Origin of the sequence: Tolypothrix sp. FACHB-123 (assembly GCF_014697075.1) — a bacterium.
Lineage (GTDB): Bacteria > Cyanobacteriota > Cyanobacteriia > Cyanobacteriales > Nostocaceae > Aulosira.
Genome location: NZ_JACJRE010000022.1, coordinates 85,938 through 105,875, shown reverse-complemented (window position 1 = coordinate 105,875; position 19,938 = coordinate 85,938). Strand labels below are relative to the sequence as shown.

Below are 19,938 nucleotides of genomic sequence, written 5' to 3'. Positions count from 1 at the left end.
ACTGTTGTACGGGCGGGTTCACAGATATCCTCGTGGATCAACAATGATCTAAATAAACCCGCCCCTACAGACTGTTGACCAATGCCCAATGACGCCAGTTCGCTCAAGTCGGGAAACCCGCCCACGCGACTGGCTCCCCAATGCCCAATGCCCAATGCCCAATGCCCAATTAATTAAGCTTCATCTAAAGCGGCAATTCCAGGTAATACTTTACCTTCGAGTAACTCCAAGCTAGCGCCGCCGCCGGTGGAGATGTGACTCATTTGATCGGCTAAACCAACTTTTTCTACAGCTGCTACAGAGTCGCCGCCGCCGATGATGGTGGTTGCGCCTGTTTTGCCAATTTCTGCTAAGGTATGAGCGATCGCTTCTGTACCTACAGCAAATTTATCAAACTCAAATACACCCATTGGCCCGTTCCAAATTACTGATTTGCAATCTGCAAGAGCTGCTTGGAATACTTTAACTGAGTCTGGGCCAATATCTAAACCCATGCCATCATCGGGGATGTTGTCGATGCTGACGGTTGTAGCATTGGCATCAGGAGCAAACTTATCTGCTACTACCACATCTGTGGGGAACAGTAAGGTAACACCGCGTTCTTTAGCTTTGGCTTCTAAAGATTTCGCTAGTTCTAGCTTGTCTTCTTCAACCAGAGACTTACCAACATTCAAACCACGGGCTTTGTAGAATGTGAAAATCATCCCACCGCCGATGATTAGCTTGTCACACTTCTCTAGTAGTGTTTCAATGACGCCAATCTTACTAGAAACCTTGGAACCGCCAATAATCGCTGCCAAAGGACGTTGGGGATTTTCAATCGCATTTTGCAGATATTCCAATTCCTTCTCAACCAAATATCCAGCCACAGAAGGGCTGAGGAATTTAGTTACACCTTCAGTAGAAGCATGGGCGCGGTGTGCAGTCCCAAACGCATCATTGACATAAAAATCAGCATTAGCTGCCAGTTTTTTGGCAAATTCTGGGTCATTCTTTTCCTCTTCTTTGTAGAAGCGGACGTTTTCTAGAAGCAGCACTTGGCCGTTTTGTAAAGCCCCAACTTTGGCAGCAACTTCATCACCGATAGAGTCGTCAGTTTTAATGACTTCTTGTCCCAGTAATTCCGACAGACGCTTAGCAACTGGAGTCAAACGCAATTTGTCATCCACACCCTTAGGACGACCAAAATGGCTTGCTAGAATTACCTTAGCTCCCTTCTGCGTTAAGTCTTGGATAGTTGGCAAAGCTGCCCGAATCCGAGTATCGTCTGTGATGTTACCGCTATCATCAACAGGCACGTTAAAGTCCACCCGTACTAAGGCACGTTTACCAGATACATCTGCCGCAGATAAATTTGCTAAAGTTTTTTTGGACACAGCCAGACCCTCCCGATCGCCTTTTTGTTATTGTTTTGAAAGTATAACCATCAAGATTTTACCGGAGACTGGGGTACGGAGGTGAGAGATATGTTCAAGACAGTTTTATTTCCTATCGATCAAAGTCGCGAAGCCAGGGAAGCAGCTGATGTGGTTACCAACGTTGTTCAAAAGTATGGTAGTCGTCTGGTAATACTATCTGTGGTCGAAGAACCGCCCGCAGATGCACCTGTTGCCGATCCGATGGTGTCACCAGAAGTAGTTGCGAAATTACTCGAAAGTGCCCAAACCTTATTTGAGCAACAAGGAATTAAAGCCGAAGTTATCGAAAAGCAAGGTAAGCCAGCTTTTACCATTTGTGATGTGGCTGACGAAATCGGGGCAGATTTAATAATTATGGGTTGTCGTGGTCTAGGCTTAACTGAAGAAGGTGCAACAGATAGTGTCACTACCCGCGTGATTAATCTTTCACCTTGTCCAGTTTTGATTGTGCCGTAATTGGGCATTGGGCATTGGGGAGCCAGTCGCGTGGGCGGGTTTCCCGACTTGAGCGAACTGGCGTCATTGGGCATTGGTCAACAGTCTGTAGGGGCGGGTTTATTTAGATCATTGTTGATCCACGAGGATATCTGTGAACCCGCCCGTACAACAGTCAACCGCTACTTCTTGTCCCCCTGCTCCCTGCTCCCTGCTCCCTAGCCCCTAGCCTCTAATCCCTCATCCCCTAGCCTATGGAATCGCACAAGCAAAGACGCAGGCGTGGTGTTGTACTTAGTCTCCTGGGATTTCAAAAGCTTCAGGAGGCTAGGTATCAAGTAGAAGTTATGGAAAATGATGGAGCGAGATTTACGCTCGAAGAGTTGAGTTATCGTACTCAATTGGCTCCGTTTACGGTTTCTAAGGTGTTGGCACGGGCTGAGGGTGTTGATAAGCAAACTCTAGAATATTTCTTTCGGGCTTTTGGTTTGGAGTTAACCCCAAGCGATTATCGCAAAGCTGGGGGAAGTGGAGGAGATAAGGGAGATGAGGGAGATGGGGGAGAAAAAGAATTACCAGATTTTTCCTTGTCAATCCAAAATCACGCCACTTGCTACAACGCGGGAGACCCGACGCCAGTCGCTACAACGGGGGGAACCCCCGCAACGCGCTGGCTCCGCAACGCAGTGGCTCCAAAATCCAAAATCCAAAATTTTGTCGATTGGGGTGAGGCGGTTGATGTTTCGATTTTTTTTGGTCGTACGGAGGAAGTTAGCAAGTTAGAGTATTGGATTTTAAGTGATCTCACTCGCTTGGTGGCACTATTGGGAATGGGTGGGATTGGTAAGACTTCCCTGGGGGTAAAACTAGCACAGCAAATTCAAGCAGAGTTTGAGTTTGTGGTATGGCGGAGTTTACGCAATAGTCCGCCGTTGGCAGAATTACTGGTAAATTTGCTGCAATTTTTTGCTTGTGGACAGCCAGTGAATTTATCGGAGAATGTGGGAGATTTAGTTTCGCAATTTATGGCGCATTTGCGATCGCATCGTTGTCTAGTTATCCTCGATAATGCAGAATCGATTTTTGCTAGTGGCGATCGCTCTGGATGCTATCAACTAGGATATGAAAATTATGGGCAACTCTTCCAACAACTGGGAGAAACAGCCCATCAAAGTTGTGTGTTGCTTACCAGCCGTGAGAAACCCCAGGAAGTTGCGGCTTTGGAAGGGGAAAATTTACCCGTGCGCTCGTGGCAACTCAAAGGCTTAAGTGCGATCGCGGCTTTAGAATTAATTAGAACCAAAAGTTTCTTTTGCGGTACAGATACCGATTGGCAAAATTTAATTCAACATTATACAGGTAATCCCTTAGCTCTGAAAATTGTTGCCACTACTATTCAAGAGTTATTTGATGGCAATATCGGGGAATTTTTCGCTCAAGGTTCTACAGTTTTTGGTAGTATTTATGACTTAATTAATCAGCAGTTTCATCGTCTCTCTGTCTTAGAAAAAGAATTGATGTTTTGGTTAGCAATTAATCGCGAACCAGTAAATTTGGTAGAGTTACGGGCTGATTTAGTTTTACCTGTAGCTTCTATGAAATTATTAGAGGCTTTAGATTCACTCAGTCGCCGCAGTTTGATTGAAAAAGGCAGAAAGCACACTACCCTGCGGGAACGACTTCGTCGAACGACTCCGCTCAGTGTCCAGGAGGCAGAAAACAGAAGGGATCATCAAGAATTAGGGCATAAAGACCGAAATTCTGAATTTGCGGAAAATCCTGTTAATTTTACGCTTCAACCTGTGGTGATGGAATATGTGACAGCCCAGTTAATTCAAGAAGCATGTGCAGAAATTTCCGGAGAAAAATCAGGAAACTATTCTTTATTTCACAGTCATGCTTTAATTAAAGCCACATCAAAAGATTACATCCGGGTTGCACAAACTAAATTAATTCTCCAACCAATTATTGAGCGTTTATTACAACAACTGCGCACTAAACAAGCAATTGAAAATCGACTGAAAGAGATTTTGCAAACATTACAACAGCAATCTCTCAATAAATGGGAACAAGATGTAGGCAGATTTTCACCTGAATTAGAACCAACATATATAGGTGGTAATATCCTGAATCTATTATGTCATCTAGAAATTGACTTAACTGGATATGATTTTTCTTGCCTAACAATTTGGCAAGCTTATCTTCAAGATACGTCTTTAAAACAAGTGAACTTTGCCTATGCAGATTTATCAAATTCTGTATTTGCCAAAACCCTATCTACAGTTATATCAAATACATTTAGTCCAGATGGGAAAATTTTAGCTACGGCACATTTTGATGGGCATTTTTGTCTTTGGGATGTGAAGAGCGGTCAACAATTAATTACCTATCAAGGTCATATTGGTTTTATTTGGAGTGTCGCTTTCAATCCTGATGGGAAAACTTTCGTAACTGCGGGAGAAGATGCGAATATCAAAATTTGGGATGTGGAAACTGGACAATGTATTCAAACTATTCAAGGTCACGATGGTGGGGTACTTTGCGTTAGATTTAGCCGTGACGGTAAGACATTAATTAGTAGTAGTGCTGATTTTAGTATTAAAATTTGGGATTTATCTCTGGGGGAATGTACTAAAACATTAACAGGACATAGTAACCGAGTTTGGTCTGTGGCATTAAGTCCACAACATCCAATACTTGTGAGTGGAAGTGAAGACCATAGTATTAAACTTTGGGATTTAACTACAGGTGAATGTATTCAAACCTTACATGGTCATGGTGATTGGCTGAAATCTTTAGCTTTTAGTTCCCAAGGATTGTTGGTGAGTGGTAGCTTAGACAAAACCATTCGCCTTTGGGATATTGAACGCGGTGTTTGTCTAGGTGCGTTAACAGGACATTTAAATGGGATACTAGCGATCGCCTTTGTGGATGACAGCAATATTCTGGCAAGCTGTAGTATAGATGGGACGATTCGCCTGTGGGATATTACTACTCAACAATGCCTCAAAACTTTGCAAGGGCATAATAACTCAGTTAATGCGATCGCCGCTAACCCCCAAGGAACTCAACTAGCTAGCGGTGCTGATGATTTTTGTTTGCGGTTTTGGGATGTGGCGAGTGGTGAATGCTTCCGCGTCATTAAGGGGAGAAGTAACTGGATTAAAGCGATCGCTTATCATCCTATTTTCCCTGATACAATTGCCACTGGCAGTGAAGACCGCACTGTACGTATCTGGACAACTGATGGTCAATGTCGGATTTTATCTGGACACACCGATTTAATCTTCGCTGTGGATTTTACCCCAGATGGTAGCACCATCGCTAGTGCCAGCGCTGACCGCACCATTAGGTTATGGAATGTCAGCACCGGTCAGTGTACCAAAATCTTGCATGGGCATACAGGGATGGTGACAGGTGTCGCCTTTAGTCCCGATGGTCGGCTGTTAGCTAGTAGCTGCTACGATAATCACATTAGATTGTGGGATACCAGCACCGGACAACTCCTGGATACCTTACCAGTACACTTGGGGATGTCCATTGCTTTTAGTCCTGATGGTAAAAAGCTGGCGGCTGGAAGTTTTGACCAAACAGTGAGAATTTGGGATTTAGAAACTCGGCAATGCTATCAAACTCTTACAGGTAATCATAATTGGGTTTGGAGTGTCGCTTTTAGTCCCGATAATCGAACATTCGCCACAGGTAGCAGTTTTGAAGGAATCACGCGACTGTGGGATATTGAGACAGGCGAATGTCTTCACGTCCTTTGTGGACATCAAGACTTACTTTGGGCGATCGCTTTTAGTCCTGATGGTAAGATGTTGGCTAGTTGCAGCAGTGACGAGACAATCAAGCTTTGGGATGTAGCGAGTGGTGATTGTCTAGCAACTTTAACAGGTCATAATACCTGGGTTATGTGTCTGGCTTTTAGTCCTGATGGTACAACCCTAATTGCTGGCGATGCGTATGCCGAGATTAAGTTCTGGAATACACAAACTTGGCGCAGCGTCAATAGTCTCAATGCAGAACAAATTTATCATGAGATGAATATTTACGGAATTACAGGTTTGACACCAGCCCAGAAGTCGAATCTCTTGAGTTTAGGGGCTAGGGGTTAGGGGCAGGGGGCAGGGGGCAGGGAGCAGGGGGACAAGAAGTAACTGTTGACTATTGTAGGGGCGGGTTCACAGATATCCTCGTGGATCAACAATGATCTAAATAAACCCGCCCCTTGAGCTGTTGACCAATGCCCCATGCCCAATGCCCTGCATTACAGATGTGTTGCAGCGGATTAAAAAGGATGGTAGCCTAAAAGCTATACCAGTTGTGGTTTTTATTACTGGACAGAGATTGACAGATATCAAAAACAGCTAGATTATCAAGCCCAAAGATTTTTCTTCACTAAGATGTGCAAACGCTGCTAAACTACAGCTTTGAAGTGACCTCAGAAGATAAGGATACAGAACAACTCAATTTGTTATGGATTGTAATTTTGAATTTTGAATACTTCTCCTAGCGGAGAGGCTACGCCAACGACAAGTTCAGTACTAGTTTTGAATTTTGAATTTTGAATTCCCTGAAGGGGTTTTCCTGCTTATCTGGATGATTAATCATGTCTCAAACCAGGCGCACCCTGTTAATTGTTGATGACTCCCCAGAAGACCGGGAACTTTATCAGCGCTGTTTACAGCGCGATGGCGAATATTCCTACAATATTTTAGAAGCGACACAGGGGCAACAAGGGTTAGAGTTATGGCAGCAGCATCAACCGGATGTGGTGTTACTCGACTATCGTTTACCCGATTTAGATGGGCTGGAATTTCTGATTCGCTTACGCTCCGCAACACAACAGCCTTGCTTAGCAGTAATTATGGTAACGGGGGAGGGCAATGAAGCGATCGCTGTCCAGGCGATGAAAGCGGGAGCACAAGATTATTTGGTTAAGGAACATATTACCCCAGAACGCTTGCAATTGGCAGTTAATGGGGCAATTGCAACAGTACAGTTACGCACTCAACTACAACAGCGCATTGAGCGAGAACGCTTAGTCTGGCAAATTACCCAAAAGCTTCATCAATCCCTAAATTTATCAGAAATTTTACAAACAACTGTAACTCAGGTGCGGCAGTTTCTCCAAACTGACCGCGTGTTGATTTTCCGCTTGCAGTCAGATGGTTGGGGTAAAGTGGTGACAGAATCCGTCGGTACGGGCTGGAATTCTTTACTGTCTACTTCACTTTATGACCCTTGTCTAAGTGAAAACTATATTGAATATTTCCGTCAGGGACAAGTCACCCTAAAAGCAGATATTTACGAAGGTACTATTGATGCTTGTCACGTCGAACAGTTGGTGAAGTTGCAGGTGCGGGCAAATCTGGTTGTGCCAATTTTGCAACACAGTCAACTGTGGGGCATGTTAATTGTTCATCATTGCACAGCACCCCGGCAGTGGCAACCTTTAGAAGTGGACTTGCTCAAAGAACTGGCAACTCAATTAGGCATTGCCATTCAGCAAGCAGAACTCTATCAGCAGGCACAGAACGAACTGGTGGAACGCAGGCGAACAGAAGTAGCCCTGCGGGATAGTGAGGAACGCTTCCGCCAACTAGCCGAAAATATTGAAGCTGTATTTTGGGTGACTGAATTTCCAGAACGCCGCGTTAGCTATGTTAGCCCAGCTTATAACCGCCTTTGGGGTTTGAACCCTGACGAGTTACTTAACGATCAACAAAACTGGAGCAATTACTTGCATCCAGAAGACCGAGAAGCCACGGAGAGAGCTTTTCTAGAGAAAGCAGCGGTGGGCGGCTTTGACGAAGAGTATCGGATTGTGCTTCCCGATGGGAGATTACGCTGGGTGCGCGATCGCTGTTTTCCTATTCGCGATGAATTAGGTAGAGTATATCGTTTAACTGGAATTGCTGAGGATATTACGGAACGTAAGCGCCATGAACTCAACGAGCGATTCCTCAACGAACTAGAACAACGGCTGCGACAACTTGCAGACGCTCAAGCAATGTTACGGGAAACCATCACTAGTCTGGGTGACTACCTGGGGGGGAACCGCTGCACCTTGGGCGAGATTGATTGGCAAAACAGTCTAATTACTATAGAGCAAGATTGGTGTCAAAATGTACCCAGTATGAGCGGTACTTATTCACTGTCAAATTATATTACCCCAGAATTTCAAGCTACTTTTGCGGCTGGTCAGTTTGCGGCGATTGATGACATAACTAAAGACCCCCGTACCGCGGCTTTTGCTAGCAATTATCAGCCATATCACGTCAGAGCCTTTGTCAGCGTTCCCGGTATTTATCAGGGTCAGTGGGTAGCCAGTCTGACAATTTATTCTGGAACACCACGACTGTGGCATGAGGATGAAGTGACACTGTTGCAAGCAACCTTGGCTCGCGTCTGGGCGCTGATTGAGCAAACCCGTGCAGTGCAAGCATTACGTGAAAGTGAAGCCCGCTTCCGCTTGGTAACTCAGGCTGTTAATGGATTGGTATTTGACTGGAATTTACAAACTAACGAAGTCTATCGTTCGGAAAAACTTTTCGATCTCGTGGGTTTTTACCCAGAAGATGTCCCAGCCAGCGCTGATTGGTGGCAAGAATTAGTTGATCCCGTAGATTTGGCGCGTCTGCAATCAACAGTACCCAAATTATTTGGCGATACCGAAAATCTTTATGAAGGCGAGTATCGCGTGCGTCATAAAAATGGGCATTGGGTGAATGTATGGGAACGGGGTAGTTTAATTCGCAACGAGCAAGGCCAGGTAATTCGGATAGTCGGCTCGACAGTGGATATTAGCGATCGCAAACAAGCAGAAGCAGCATTACGCCAAAGCGAAGAACGCTATCGTTGTTTAGCAGAATTAATTCCCCAATTGGTTTGGACAGCCAACGCCACAGGTACTTTACTTGATGCCAATCAACGGTGGCTGGAGTTCACAGGATTAACCCTAGAACAAGCCTGCGCAGCTAGCTGGGAACAAGTTGTGCATCCAGAAGATGTACCCATTTTGGCGCAAAAGTGGGCTGAATCTGTAAAAAATAATACTTCTTATCAAGCTCAAGGGCGGATGCGGCGGGCAGATAGGGTGTATCGCTGGTATTTACACCAAGCAGTTGGGCAAAAGAATGAGCAAGGCGAAACTATCAAATGGTTTGGGACAGCAACAGACATTGAAGCCCAAAAACAACTGGAAATTGAACGCGATCGCTTATTACAATTAGAGCAAACAGCTAGGGCAGAAGCCGAACGCGCCAACCGGATTAAAGATGAGTTTTTAGCGATTTTATCTCACGAATTGCGATCGCCCCTAAACCCGATTTTAGGCTGGGCAAAGCTTTTACAAACTCGCAAATTAGACGAAACCAAAACCCAAGAAGCCCTAGTCAGTATTGAACGCAACGCCAAACTCCAAACCCAATTAATTGATGACCTGCTGGATGTTGCCAAAATTCTCCGTGGTAAACTCAGCATGAATACAGATCCTGTCAATCTAGGATTTGTGATTGAAGCCGCCCTCGACACCATGCGCAACGCCGCCTTGGCTAAATCAATCAAACTCCATCCAGTGTTAACCCCAATCGGGCTGGTATCTGGCGATGCAGCGCGACTCCAGCAAGTTGTGTGGAATTTGCTATCTAACGCCATTAAATTTACCCCTAACAATGGAAAGGTAGAGATTCGCCTAGAACAAGTTGGTAAGCAAGCACAAATTACAGTCAGCGATACAGGTAAAGGTATCAACCCCAAATTTCTGCCCCATATTTTTGAGTCCTTCCGCCAAGAAGATGCTTCCACCACACGCAAATATGGTGGGCTAGGTTTAGGATTAGCGATCGTCCGTTCCCTGGTAGAATCACATGGAGGCACTATCAGCGCTGAAAGTAAAGGTGAAGGACAGGGCGCAACATTTACACTCCGATTACCCTTACTTGATACTCAGCCACAAAAAAGCCTGCCCCATCGATTAATCAAAGAACCACCAGATATTACAGGAGTTCGCATCTTGGCAGTGGATGATGAACCGGATACCCGTGAATTACTCACAGTCTTGCTCGCTCAATACGGCGCAGAAGTTCTCACTGTCACCTCTGCTGCTGAAGTTTTAGCCAATCTAGAATCTTTTCAACCCCATGTGTTAATTAGTGATATTGGGATGCCCAATGTCGATGGTTACACCCTAATCCAAAAGATTCGTACTCGCCCACCCGAACAAGGGGGACAAATTCCCGCGATCGCCCTCACAGCCTACGCGAGAATTGAAGATCGACAACGTTCCCTACTTGCAGGCTTCCAACACCACCTTTCTAAACCCATTGATATTCAGGAATTGATAAAAACCATCTTTGATATTATGGGCAATCGGGTTGACTGTTGACTGTTGACTGTTGACTGTTGACTGTTGATGGTTGACTGTTGTACGGGCGGGTTCACAGATATCCTCGTGGATCAACAATGATCTAAATAAACCCGCCCCTACAGACTGTTGCCCAATGCCCAATGACGCCAGTTCGCTCAAGTCGGGAAACCCGCCCACGTGACTGGCTCCCCAATGCCCAATGCCCAATGCCCATTAACCCAAAACTTGCTTTCCTAAAGCTAAACAAATCGCATCATTTTGTGGGGTATGAATGCGGCTGCAAAGTACATCACGGTAATGTCTTTCTAAGGGATTATGGCGTGATAAGCCTGGGTTACCAATTAGGGCTAATCCTGTTTCTACAGCACGAATGGCATGAGAGGTGGTGATATATTTAACGGTTTGTGCCTGTAAAGTTACGTTACTGTCATAATTAGCGCCATCGATATCATGAGCTAAACCATAAATTAGGCGATCGCTCGCATACAATAAAGCTTCAATTTCCCCCATTGCTGTTTGAAACCGGGGTAAAGTGGCTAAACTCGCGCCTAAATTACTAGGCGATCGCTCATTTAAATAACCTACTAACCAATCTCGCGCCGCTTTGGCTACCCCCTGATACAATGCACTCAACCATAAGCTATTAGCAGCTAATTGTAGTGCATCGGCAGGTGACCAAGCTGACAATGGGCGCACATCCAAAGCATACTCTACAGGAATTAAGACATTTTCTAAAATCAAGTCGTGGCTACCAGTCGCCCGCATTCCCAAGTGATCCCAAGTTTCTTCAATGCAGACACCAGCAACATTACGGGGTACGAGAAAATTACCTACTCGCGGTTGGGCTTCTGTAGTCCTTGCCCAAACTACAAAGTAACGCAAAATTGGGCTACCTGTAGTGTATTTCTTATGACCATTTAATACCCAACCATCAGCAGTATATTCCGCAGTCGTTGCTGGTAATCCTCCCCTCGCTGGTGTACCTAATTCCGGTTCCACACGCGCCGCATTTAATAAAGCAATCCCTGCTACCGATTCCTGACACAACCGTTGATAGATTGCTTCCGGCCAGCGGCGGTTACGTCCAGCATTAGCATGTTGTAAATAATGCATCGTCAAGACTAACGCCGTAGCCGCATCCCCAGCTGCAATAGTTTCAATCACTCGACAGACAGTAGCAAATCCCACACCTTGCCCGCCAAACTCTTGGGGAACAGTCAAATTCAGGAGTTGTGCTTGCTGGAGGGCTGTGAAATTTTCAAAAGGGAAAGAAGCATCGCGATCGTGAATTGCGGCGCGAGTCGCAAAATCAGCAGCTAAGGCGGCGACACGGGGAAATAAATCGGCGGTAGAGATTACTGGAGATGTATTAAGTTTGACCATATTTAATTCTTTTGTGTCGGCAAAGGATGGGTGATACCAATTCAAATAGCTAAAACACACCTAATTTAGCTGTGTCAATCCAGTAGACACTAAAAAATTAAGCTAATGTGCGTCTAAATTGCATAACTACTAATCAGCGCTGTCAACAGTCAACAGTCAGTAGGGGCGGGTTTATTGAGAATTATCGTTGATCAGTGAGGATATTTGTGAACCCGCCCGTACAACAGTCAACGGTCAACAGTTAACATCCCTCACGATAAATTGTGCAACTTAAAAGCAGAATAGCTGAGTATACAGCTTTCCTCTGTTTCTTTAATCATCGATAATGAAAAAGGTTTGACACTGCGCTTTCTGTCAAATGAAATCATGAAAAAGCTGATTAATAATCCAGAAGACTTTGTACGAGAAAGTTTACAAGGTATGGCGGCGGCTCATACTGATTTAATTCAGGTGAGTTACGATCCTACCTTTGTTTATCGAGCCGACGCACCCGTACAAGGAAAAGTAGCAATTATTTCTGGTGGTGGTAGCGGACATGAGCCGATGCACGCGGGTTTTGTGGGGCAGGGAATGTTGGATGCAGCTTGTCCGGGAGAGGTTTTCACTTCCCCTACACCCGACCAAATGCTTGCAGCCGCCCAGCAAGTTAATGGTGGGGCTGGTATCCTTTATATCGTCAAAAATTATAGCGGCGATGTGATGAACTTTGAAATGGCGACGGAATTAGCCCGCAGTGAGGGTATCCGGGTGCTGAATATTTTGATTGATGATGATGTCGCCGTCAAAGATAGCCTTTATACTCAGGGCAGGCGGGGTGTAGGCACAACAGTATTAGCAGAAAAAATTTGCGGTGCGGCAGCGGAACAGGGTTATGATTTGCCGCAAATTGCCGATTTATGCCGTCGGGTAAACTTGCACGGACGGAGTATGGGAATTGCGTTGAGTTCTTGTACAGTACCCGCTAAAGGTTCACCAACATTTACATTAAGCGATCGCGAATTAGAAATCGGCATCGGGATTCATGGTGAACCTGGTAGAGAACGCATCCCTGTACAATCCGCAGATGAGATTACCACAACTTTAACGCGATCGCTCATTGAAGATACAGGCTATCACCGCATAGTCAGGGAATGGGATGAAAACCAAGGCGAATGGGTAGATGTAGAATTAACAGATCCACCATTGCAAACAGGCGATCGCATCTTAGCTTTTGTTAATGGTATGGGTGGTACTCCCCTTTCAGAACTATATCTGGTCTATCGCCAACTAACACAAATCTGCGCACAGCACGGATTACAAATTGTCCGCAATCTCATCGGCTCCTACATGACATCTTTAGAAATGCAAGGATGCTCAATTACCCTATTAAAATTAGACGATGAAATGCTCCGGCTATGGGATGCACCAGTTAAAACACCAAGCCTACGCTGGGGAATATAGTTGTTATGGGGCATTGGGCATCAAAAGTCAAAAGTCAAAAATATTTCTGAACTTTGAATTTTGAATTTTGAATTGATTTTGTCCCCCTTGCTCCCTGCTCCCTGCTCCCTGCCCCCTGCCCCTGCCTTTGATTCCCTTCAACTAGTGTTACTTATCAAAGCCTGTATACAGCACCATAGCATGTCCGTTTGCAGTCATTCTACCAGGGATATCGTCTCTTTTGAGCATTTTGGTAGTATTACCGCGTGTTTCCTCAACCCAAATTTCATAAGTACTTTTATCAAAAACGGCTTCACCTACTCCAGCGAAACTAGCACTAGCATTAACGATGCGAAAAAGGGGAATTTTTGGGTCTTGTTTACCAGTCGCATAAATGAACGCACCCAAAAGTTCAGTAGAACCACCATCGGTGGTTTCAATTTTTGTTTTTACCCTCTCTGTTTTTAAACCTAGAATCCAAAGTTTGGCTCCTTTATTCACCACATTAGTTTCCGAACCTCCCTCTGGATTTAGCTGGCGTGCCCAAATGTGTTGCTTGGGGTTGAGAAATCTTAGCCGCATCATAGTAGCATCATCAATGAAGAGATCCCCACTACCTTCACTGTCCAAATCGAGGTGAGTGATACTACGAAAAACCACAGTGCGATTAGCTACAGTTCTCCATTTAAGTTTGGAGTTATATCCCACAAAAAAGTTCTCAACAATTAAAGTTGGTTCCTTACCGTTGTCTGCAACTATCTCACCATTACCGTCAAGGGTTCCTCCAGCACTGACAAATCTTTGCACCTGTCCTCTAAGTTTGAGGGAACCGTTAATTATAAACCTACCAGAGTTTGGCATGACGACTGTGGTTGCACCAGAATCGATTGCGGCTTGAAAAGCATCTGTATCATCCTTTTTATCTTTGGGAATCGCACCAAACTTCTCAACACTCACCCAAGCTTTTGGATCTTCCCACGCTAGTTTAGGAAATTGCTTCATCGGTAGTTGCAGAGAACCTTTTGCTGAAGAAAAGCTAGAAACAATGGGACGGGAAGTAAATTCAGCAATTGCAGCTTGACGTATAGTTTTGTCTGCTTTGCGTGCATTACTGGAAAACAAGTTTTTGTAGCCTGAAGATACCAGGTTTCTACCATAGATAAACCCGGCAGAAGAAATTGCTGAAGTATTTCTGGCTCTACCACGACCGATCATTTTGGCATTTACCAGAGTTAACATACTTCCTGGATCGTTACCTTTTTTCGGATTTTTGCCATTGATAATTGCTGGTACGGAATTAAAACTACTGAAACCTTCAAGGCTCATTACTTGTCCGCCATTGTAAATACCTGCTTGTCTTTGATCGCGGACTGTTATGTTCTGCAAAGTTATGCTGTTAATACCGTTATTCGTTCGTATCCCGTAATCGAATCCGACAATTTCCACATCTTCGACTAACAGCGGCCCAATTTCTCCATGAGTTAATGCTAGACCGGTTGTTCCTTGTCCGTCAGGTGAGATGATTTTAACACTGCGGACTGCACCTTGATTGTTGGCGACAAAATTCAGTCCTTCTGCTCCCGGATTTTTATTGCCGATATTAATAGTCAGATTCCGCACCGAATTACCAAAGCGTTGCGCTACCTTACTAGCCTTGAAATCTTCAGATTTAGGATTTAAATCTGGGTCAAAACCTGTGGAAATCATTGGTCTTGGCTGGTTAGGATTTTGGAAGTTGGGAGAGTTATCTTGGAGTTGGATAATCACCCCGTCTTTGCTTTGTCCTTGCAACACAGTTCGCTTGTAATCGGAGCGAAAGCGCTTACCTTTTGGCCAATGAAGGGAATTAGAGATGTTATACACTCCATTGGGTAAATAGATCACTCTACCCCCAGCCGGAAACCGACTGAGTGCCTTTTGGATCGCTTCCGTATCATCCTGGCTATCGTTGGGTATAGCACCATACTCTGGTGCAGTCACATCAACGACCTTTGCATTTTCTGGAAAGACAATATTTTCTTGAGGTGAGGCGATCGCTGCACCTAAAGCAACAATATTATTTTCACTAGTTCGGCTGGACTGAGCGCAAGTAGTAGTTAAAAAAGCTATTAAAAATAATAAAGGGAGTAGTTTTAAGAATAATGCCCGAGGACGAATCATAAATGCATACTCTCTTGGCTAATTGCTACTTCCTACTTTTACACGAACTTAATCAACATAGCCGTACAAATTCGGATATATTGCTGCGTTACCTTATTTAAAATTACCAAACTCAACAGAGGTGATAAATGGTCAGTAAGGAGCAGATTTTGCAATGGTTACAGCTATTTGCTACCGAAATAGAGCAAAATAAAGAATATTTAACCGAATTAGATGCGGCAATCGGTGATGCTGACCACGGTATTAATATGGAGCGCGGTTTTAAAAAAGCGATCGCTCAATTACCAACTGTCGCTGACAAAGATATCGGTAGCATTTTTAAAGCTGTAAGCATGACCTTAATTTCTACTGTTGGCGGTGCCAGCGGCCCCCTTTATGGCACTTGGTTTCTCCGTGCCAGTACAGAAGTTACAGGTAGGCAAGAACTGACTGAGCAAGATTTACTAAAATTATTTCAATCTGGTTTAAATGGTGTCCTAGCGCGTGGTAAAGCTCAATTAGGAGACAAGACAATGATAGATGTCTTATCTCCCGCAGCGATCGCTTTTGAAAAAGTTGTTGCTGAAGGTGGAGATACAGTTACAGCTTTACAGCAAGCAGTAGCCGCCGCCGAACAGGGAATGCAAGATACTACACCGATGTTAGCCAAAAAAGGACGGGCTAGTTATTTAGGAGAACGCAGTATTGGACACCAAGATCCCGGCGCTACTTCTGCCTATTTAATGTTGAACTGTTTGTTGGTAGTAGTCAGTAGTCAATAGTCAATGGGCATTGGACATTGCTTATTTCTCCCCTGCTCCCTGCCCCCTGCCCCCTGCCTCATCCCCCTGCTGTTCAACTAAAATATCCGGTGTTGCAAAGAAGGCATTTGCCTGCGGACTTGTTCTAAGCGGGTGGGTTTGATTTCCGCGATCGCAATTCCTGGTTGTTCGCCAGCATCAGCTAAAATTACACCCCAAGGGTCGATAATCATGGCGTGTCCGTGGGTTTGGCGTCTGGCGTAATGGGTGCCAGTTTGGGCGGGAGCAATGACGTAACAGGTATTTTCAATTGCTCTGGCTTGGAGTAATGTTTGCCAATGATCTTTCCCTGTAAAGGCAGTAAAAGCCGCTGGTATAAAAATCACATCTGCCCCTTTACTTGCTAGATGGCGATACAATTCGGGAAAGCGGACATCGTAGCAAATAGACAGTCCCAAATTACCCAATTTTTCTGAAGAATACACCGGTGGTAGTTGCTTTCCAGCCATGACCGTACTGGATTCTTGATAGGTGTTACCATCAGGTACATTTACATCAAATAAATGTACTTTATAATACCTAGAAACTTCCTGTCCACTGGGATCGACGAGGATAGTGGTGTTATAAAATTTGCCTGTATTGTCTACAAGCACGGGAAAGCTACCACCCAGGATGGTTACTTGAAAACGCTGGGCCATTTTCTTGAGAAATATTTCGCTTTCACGGGCGATCGCCTCTGCTTGGGCAAGTTTGTCTTTTTCCTCTCCCATAAAAGAAAAGTTTTCTGGCAAACTTACTAATTCAGCACCTCGACGCACGGCAAGTTCAATTAATTCTTCTGCTTGTGCCAAATTTTTTTGTAAATTCGGCACGCTAGTTAACTGGATAGCAGCTGCTAAATAAGGCTTCATAGCTTAGACAACAAACAATGAATTGTGCGAGGTAGATTCTCAACTATATCGTTACTTAAAGAACTGGGGAACTCCGTTAGACCAACATTAGCGTTGCTTTTCTTTAAGAAGCTGATTATACTCATCATCTGGGATCGATATTGCTATGGGTTATGGGAATTTGCACGCATTTCAAGCTAGGTTGTTATCAAACCTTGATAAATGCGATCTGCTGTGGATACCTCTGCTCTCGTTCAAACATTTATAGCTGTATTTGTCCTAGCGGATGCTATCGGCAATATCCCGATAGTGCTGATTTTAACCAAAGGGATGACGCCAGAGGAAAGAAACAAAGTCATAGATAAGGCGATGATTGTGGCGATCGCAGTTCTATTACTCTTTGCTTTTTCTGGTCAACTGATATTGAATTATTTAGAAATCAGCATGGCATCTTTGCGAGTAGCTGGGGGGCTATTATTGCTGTTAATTTCTTTGCAAATGTTGCGCGGTGAATTAGATACACCGATTACCGAAGAAGGAAGGGATGTTGCAATTACTCCCTTGGCTTTGCCCTTGTTAGCCGGGCCTGGTACATTGACGACAGTTATGTTGTTAATGTCAGAATCCCCCAGTCCACATATCGGTGTATTGTTAGGTATCGTCGCCGCAATGGTTATGAGTTGGGTAATTTTGCGCTTGGGAACCTACATTGACAAATGGATTGGTGCGGAAGGTGCAGTAATTGTCACTCAGCTTTTTGGGTTTCTGTTGGCGGCGCTAGCGATAGAAATTGGTAGTAAGGGAATTCGCGAGTTGTTCTTTCCATAGCCAACCTAGGGAACTCCAAACCATAAATTATTTGGGTGCATATACCTGCGCCCTTCTCAAACAACGGCGACTTTGCAACGACGCGCTAAATCCTCATCCCTAGCCCCTAGCCTCTAGTCTCTAGTCCCTAGTCCCTCATCCCTATTTTGCCCAATTGCGTAAAATCATCCGGTAACTATGGCAATATAGCTGCAATTCGTCAGAGTGAGGAGTAAAATTTCAGGATGAATCCAGTGCGATCGCTGCTACAAGTATTTGGTAGCCGCAAGATGGCGGCTTTATTATTTCTTGGCTTTTCATCGGGGTTACCGTTACTGTTAATCGGTAATACCTTAAAAGCTTGGATGACAGTAGAACAGGTAGATTTAGCGGCTATTGGCTGGTTTAGCCTCGCTAGTTTACCTTATTCATTAAAGTTTCTCTGGTCACCGTTTCTTGATCGCTTTACTATCCCCTTTTTGGGACGGCGGAGGGGTTGGTTAATTCTGACTCAGCTAGCGTTAGTTGTGGCGATCGCGATTATGGCATTCCAGCAACCCAAACAAGCCTTACAGCTACTAGCCATTAACGCCATAGTCATTGCTTTTTTCAGCGCTACTCAAGATATTGCTGTTGATGCTTACCGCACCGACGTTTTAGAAAAACTGGAAATGGGTGCGGGCGCAGCGGTGTTTATTTTGGGTTATCGCATCGCCTTGTTAGTCGCAGGTGCTTTAGCATTAATCCTAGCCGATAGATTACCCTGGTCATCGGTTTATTTATTGATGGCAGGTACAATGGGATTGGGGATTTTTGCCACGTTGTTTGCACCAGAACCAGCAGAAATTAGCTCGCCCGCCTCGTTAACGGAAGCTGTCGTTTTACCCTTTGGTGAATTCTTCCAACGCCAGGGAGTCATCCAAGCATTTTTGGTGCTGGTATTTATTACCCTCTACAAACTGGGTGACGCTTTACTGAGTAATATGACCACGCCGTTTTTGCTACAAGTTGGTTTTACCAAAACCGACATCGGCGCGATTCAAGTAGGGATGGGACTAATTGCTACCATAGTTGGGGCGTTGGCTGGTGGGGCAATTTTGAGTAAAATCGGCATTAATCGCTCGCTCTGGGTATTTGGAATTCTCCAAGCTGTGAGTAATCTTGCTTACTTATCTTTAGCTTATACAGGTAAAAACTATCAAGCTATGGTTCTGGCTATTAATATAGAACAGTTCTGTGGTGGTTTAGGAACAGCAGCCTTTGTGGCATTTCTCATGAGTTTGTGTAACCAGAAATTTTCCGCCACCCAGTACGCTTTACTTTCTAGCTTGATGGCTGTTAGCCGCGATATTCTCGCCTCTCCCGGTGGTGCGATCGCCCAAAGCACGGGATGGCCGTTATTTTTTATCATTACCATTGTGGCCGCTGTCCCCGGACTGTTGCTATTACCAATCTTTGCCCCCTGGAACCCAAAACCAGTAGGAATTACTAGACCAGGACTTGAGGAAGAAGAAGAGGATCTATGGGGAACCAAGTAGTGATTATTGTCGGCACGTTTATTCTTTTGCTGACTGGTTTACTATTAGGCTACGTTCTCTCCCAATTAGTATTAGGATTTTTGGGCTTTAACCTCCTAACTCTCTTGGGAACGCTCAGTCTAATTTTGATTTTTGGCACGCTGTATTACGTTTTATTTTGGCAACTGCGCCGAGAACAAATACAGTCACAAGCATTCAATCCCGGAGTATCAAATCAGACGGGCGAATTTTCCTATGAGAACGATCTCAAAAATAGATTAATTGCCCGCTTAGATGGTGACATAGATACTGCTGAACAGTTAATTGAGCAAGCTAGGCAAAATAATCCGGGGATGTCTGAAGATTGGTATATTCAGAAAGCAATTGATGATTTTGAAGGCGATCGCGAATAACTGCTGTTTGTAACTCCCAGAACATCGCTAAAATAAATCAAGAAAACGTTACAAATCTACAACTAGTAGATTGTTCGCTGTTAACGGTTCACAGTCAACAGTCAACAGTCAACAACTTTAGGCGGAATAATTGATTTTTTGCAGTTCCCCTAATGAAATGCACTACTAGTTGCAGACAACATCCTTAGCTCCTTCCAATTCAAATTATGGCTATTTTTCGTCAATACATTGCCCCATTGCTGGTAGTGCTAGTATTCATTCTGGCTTTAGTAGCCGTCAGCGCCCGCATCTTTTTACCTTCCGATATGGCAGCACCAGCACCCATTGAAGAAGTCGGGGTAATTGTTAATCAAAATCACTCATTGAGCTAAATAAAAATCAG

General features: G+C 44.5%; 13 protein-coding genes. 9 read left to right on the top strand and 4 right to left on the bottom strand.

Annotated elements, in window-relative coordinates; genetic code table 11:
* Window positions 1-173: 173 nt before the first annotated feature.
* Window positions 174-1,376 carry a phosphoglycerate kinase gene (locus tag H6G41_RS16435; RefSeq protein WP_190747253.1) on the bottom strand — a complete coding sequence of 401 codons (1,203 nt, stop codon included), beginning with the start codon at window positions 1,374-1,376 and terminating at the stop codon, window positions 174-176.
* A 90-nt stretch (window positions 1,377-1,466) separates the two neighbouring features.
* Here H6G41_RS16435 and H6G41_RS16430 point away from each other — a divergent pair, with 90 nt between their 5' ends.
* The 3 genes from H6G41_RS16430 to H6G41_RS16420 all read left to right on the top strand — a co-directional run bounded on the left by H6G41_RS16430 (window position 1,467) and on the right by H6G41_RS16420 (window position 10,245).
* Window positions 1,467-1,874, top strand: a complete 408-nt coding sequence (locus H6G41_RS16430; protein WP_190747252.1) for a universal stress protein — start codon at window positions 1,467-1,469, stop codon at window positions 1,872-1,874.
* 233 nt (window positions 1,875-2,107) lie between these two features.
* Complete coding sequence (locus H6G41_RS16425) at window positions 2,108-5,971, top strand: NB-ARC domain-containing protein (protein WP_190747251.1); 3,864 nt, start codon at window positions 2,108-2,110, stop codon at window positions 5,969-5,971.
* Window positions 5,972-6,465: 494 nt separating this feature from the next.
* Window positions 6,466-10,245 (top strand): PAS domain-containing protein, encoded by a 3,780-nt coding sequence (locus tag H6G41_RS16420; RefSeq protein ID WP_190747250.1) that lies wholly within the window; start codon window positions 6,466-6,468, stop codon window positions 10,243-10,245.
* A gap of 195 nt (window positions 10,246-10,440) precedes the next feature.
* On the opposite strand, the gene H6G41_RS16415 is transcribed toward H6G41_RS16420, so the two are convergent.
* Window positions 10,441-11,610 carry an acyl-CoA dehydrogenase family protein gene (locus tag H6G41_RS16415; RefSeq protein ID WP_190747249.1) on the bottom strand — a complete coding sequence of 390 codons (1,170 nt, stop codon included), beginning with the start codon at window positions 11,608-11,610 and terminating at the stop codon, window positions 10,441-10,443.
* 366 nt (window positions 11,611-11,976) lie between these two features.
* Between H6G41_RS16415 and dhaK the strand changes: the two genes are divergently transcribed.
* On the top strand, window positions 11,977-13,050 hold the full coding sequence (gene dhaK, locus H6G41_RS16410) for a dihydroxyacetone kinase subunit DhaK (RefSeq protein ID WP_190747248.1): 1,074 nt from the start codon (window positions 11,977-11,979) through the stop codon (window positions 13,048-13,050).
* A 147-nt stretch (window positions 13,051-13,197) separates the two neighbouring features.
* Here the strand turns inward: dhaK and H6G41_RS16405 are convergent, their stop codons facing one another.
* The gene (locus H6G41_RS16405; RefSeq protein ID WP_190747247.1) at window positions 13,198-15,189 is read right to left on the bottom strand and encodes a glycosyl hydrolase family 28-related protein; all 1,992 of its coding nucleotides are present in this window, start codon (window positions 15,187-15,189) and stop codon (window positions 13,198-13,200) included.
* A 128-nt stretch (window positions 15,190-15,317) separates the two neighbouring features.
* Here H6G41_RS16405 and dhaL point away from each other — a divergent pair, with 128 nt between their 5' ends.
* The gene (gene dhaL / locus H6G41_RS16400; RefSeq protein ID WP_190747246.1) at window positions 15,318-15,950 is read left to right on the top strand and encodes a dihydroxyacetone kinase subunit DhaL; all 633 of its coding nucleotides are present in this window, start codon (window positions 15,318-15,320) and stop codon (window positions 15,948-15,950) included.
* Window positions 15,951-16,027: 77 nt separating this feature from the next.
* Here dhaL and H6G41_RS16395 read toward each other — a convergent pair whose 3' ends face one another.
* Window positions 16,028-16,840, bottom strand: a complete 813-nt coding sequence (locus tag H6G41_RS16395; RefSeq protein WP_190747245.1) for a carbon-nitrogen hydrolase family protein — start codon at window positions 16,838-16,840, stop codon at window positions 16,028-16,030.
* Window positions 16,841-17,053: 213 nt separating this feature from the next.
* Between H6G41_RS16395 and H6G41_RS16390 the strand changes: the two genes are divergently transcribed.
* The 4 genes from H6G41_RS16390 (at window position 17,054) to H6G41_RS16375 (ending at window position 19,927) form a co-directional block, all read left to right on the top strand.
* Window positions 17,054-17,647, top strand: coding sequence for a MarC family protein (locus tag H6G41_RS16390; protein WP_190747272.1), 594 nt, complete (start codon window positions 17,054-17,056; stop codon window positions 17,645-17,647).
* A 224-nt stretch (window positions 17,648-17,871) separates the two neighbouring features.
* A complete protein-coding gene (locus H6G41_RS16385; protein WP_190747244.1) occupies window positions 17,872-19,164 on the top strand; it encodes an AmpG family muropeptide MFS transporter in 1,293 nt (430 codons plus the stop codon).
* Window positions 19,149-19,556, top strand: a complete 408-nt coding sequence (locus tag H6G41_RS16380) for an ABC transporter permease (protein ID WP_190747243.1) — start codon at window positions 19,149-19,151, stop codon at window positions 19,554-19,556. Before H6G41_RS16385 ends, H6G41_RS16380 begins: the two co-directional genes overlap by 16 nt.
* Window positions 19,557-19,762: 206 nt before the next feature.
* Window positions 19,763-19,927, top strand: a complete 165-nt coding sequence (locus H6G41_RS16375) for a hypothetical protein (protein WP_190747242.1) — start codon at window positions 19,763-19,765, stop codon at window positions 19,925-19,927.
* Window positions 19,928-19,938: the final 11 nt, after the last annotated feature.

What these genes read in the sequence shown, in the direction of transcription:
- H6G41_RS16375 (WP_190747242.1), top strand. Translation starts at nt 19,763, where the DNA reads ATGGCTATTTTTCGTCAATACATTGCCCCATTGCTGGTAGTGCTAGTA.
- H6G41_RS16415 (WP_190747249.1), bottom strand. Translation starts at nt 11,610, where the DNA reads ATGGTCAAACTTAATACATCTCCAGTAATCTCTACCGCCGATTTATTT.
- H6G41_RS16420 (WP_190747250.1), top strand. Translation starts at nt 6,466, where the DNA reads ATGTCTCAAACCAGGCGCACCCTGTTAATTGTTGATGACTCCCCAGAA.
- dhaL (WP_190747246.1), top strand. Translation starts at nt 15,318, where the DNA reads ATGGTCAGTAAGGAGCAGATTTTGCAATGGTTACAGCTATTTGCTACC.
- H6G41_RS16385 (WP_190747244.1), top strand. Translation starts at nt 17,872, where the DNA reads ATGAATCCAGTGCGATCGCTGCTACAAGTATTTGGTAGCCGCAAGATG.
- H6G41_RS16425 (WP_190747251.1), top strand. Translation starts at nt 2,108, where the DNA reads ATGGAATCGCACAAGCAAAGACGCAGGCGTGGTGTTGTACTTAGTCTC.
- H6G41_RS16395 (WP_190747245.1), bottom strand. Translation starts at nt 16,840, where the DNA reads ATGAAGCCTTATTTAGCAGCTGCTATCCAGTTAACTAGCGTGCCGAAT.
- H6G41_RS16405 (WP_190747247.1), bottom strand. Translation starts at nt 15,189, where the DNA reads ATGATTCGTCCTCGGGCATTATTCTTAAAACTACTCCCTTTATTATTT.
- H6G41_RS16380 (WP_190747243.1), top strand. Translation starts at nt 19,149, where the DNA reads ATGGGGAACCAAGTAGTGATTATTGTCGGCACGTTTATTCTTTTGCTG.
- H6G41_RS16430 (WP_190747252.1), top strand. Translation starts at nt 1,467, where the DNA reads ATGTTCAAGACAGTTTTATTTCCTATCGATCAAAGTCGCGAAGCCAGG.
- dhaK (WP_190747248.1), top strand. Translation starts at nt 11,977, where the DNA reads ATGAAAAAGCTGATTAATAATCCAGAAGACTTTGTACGAGAAAGTTTA.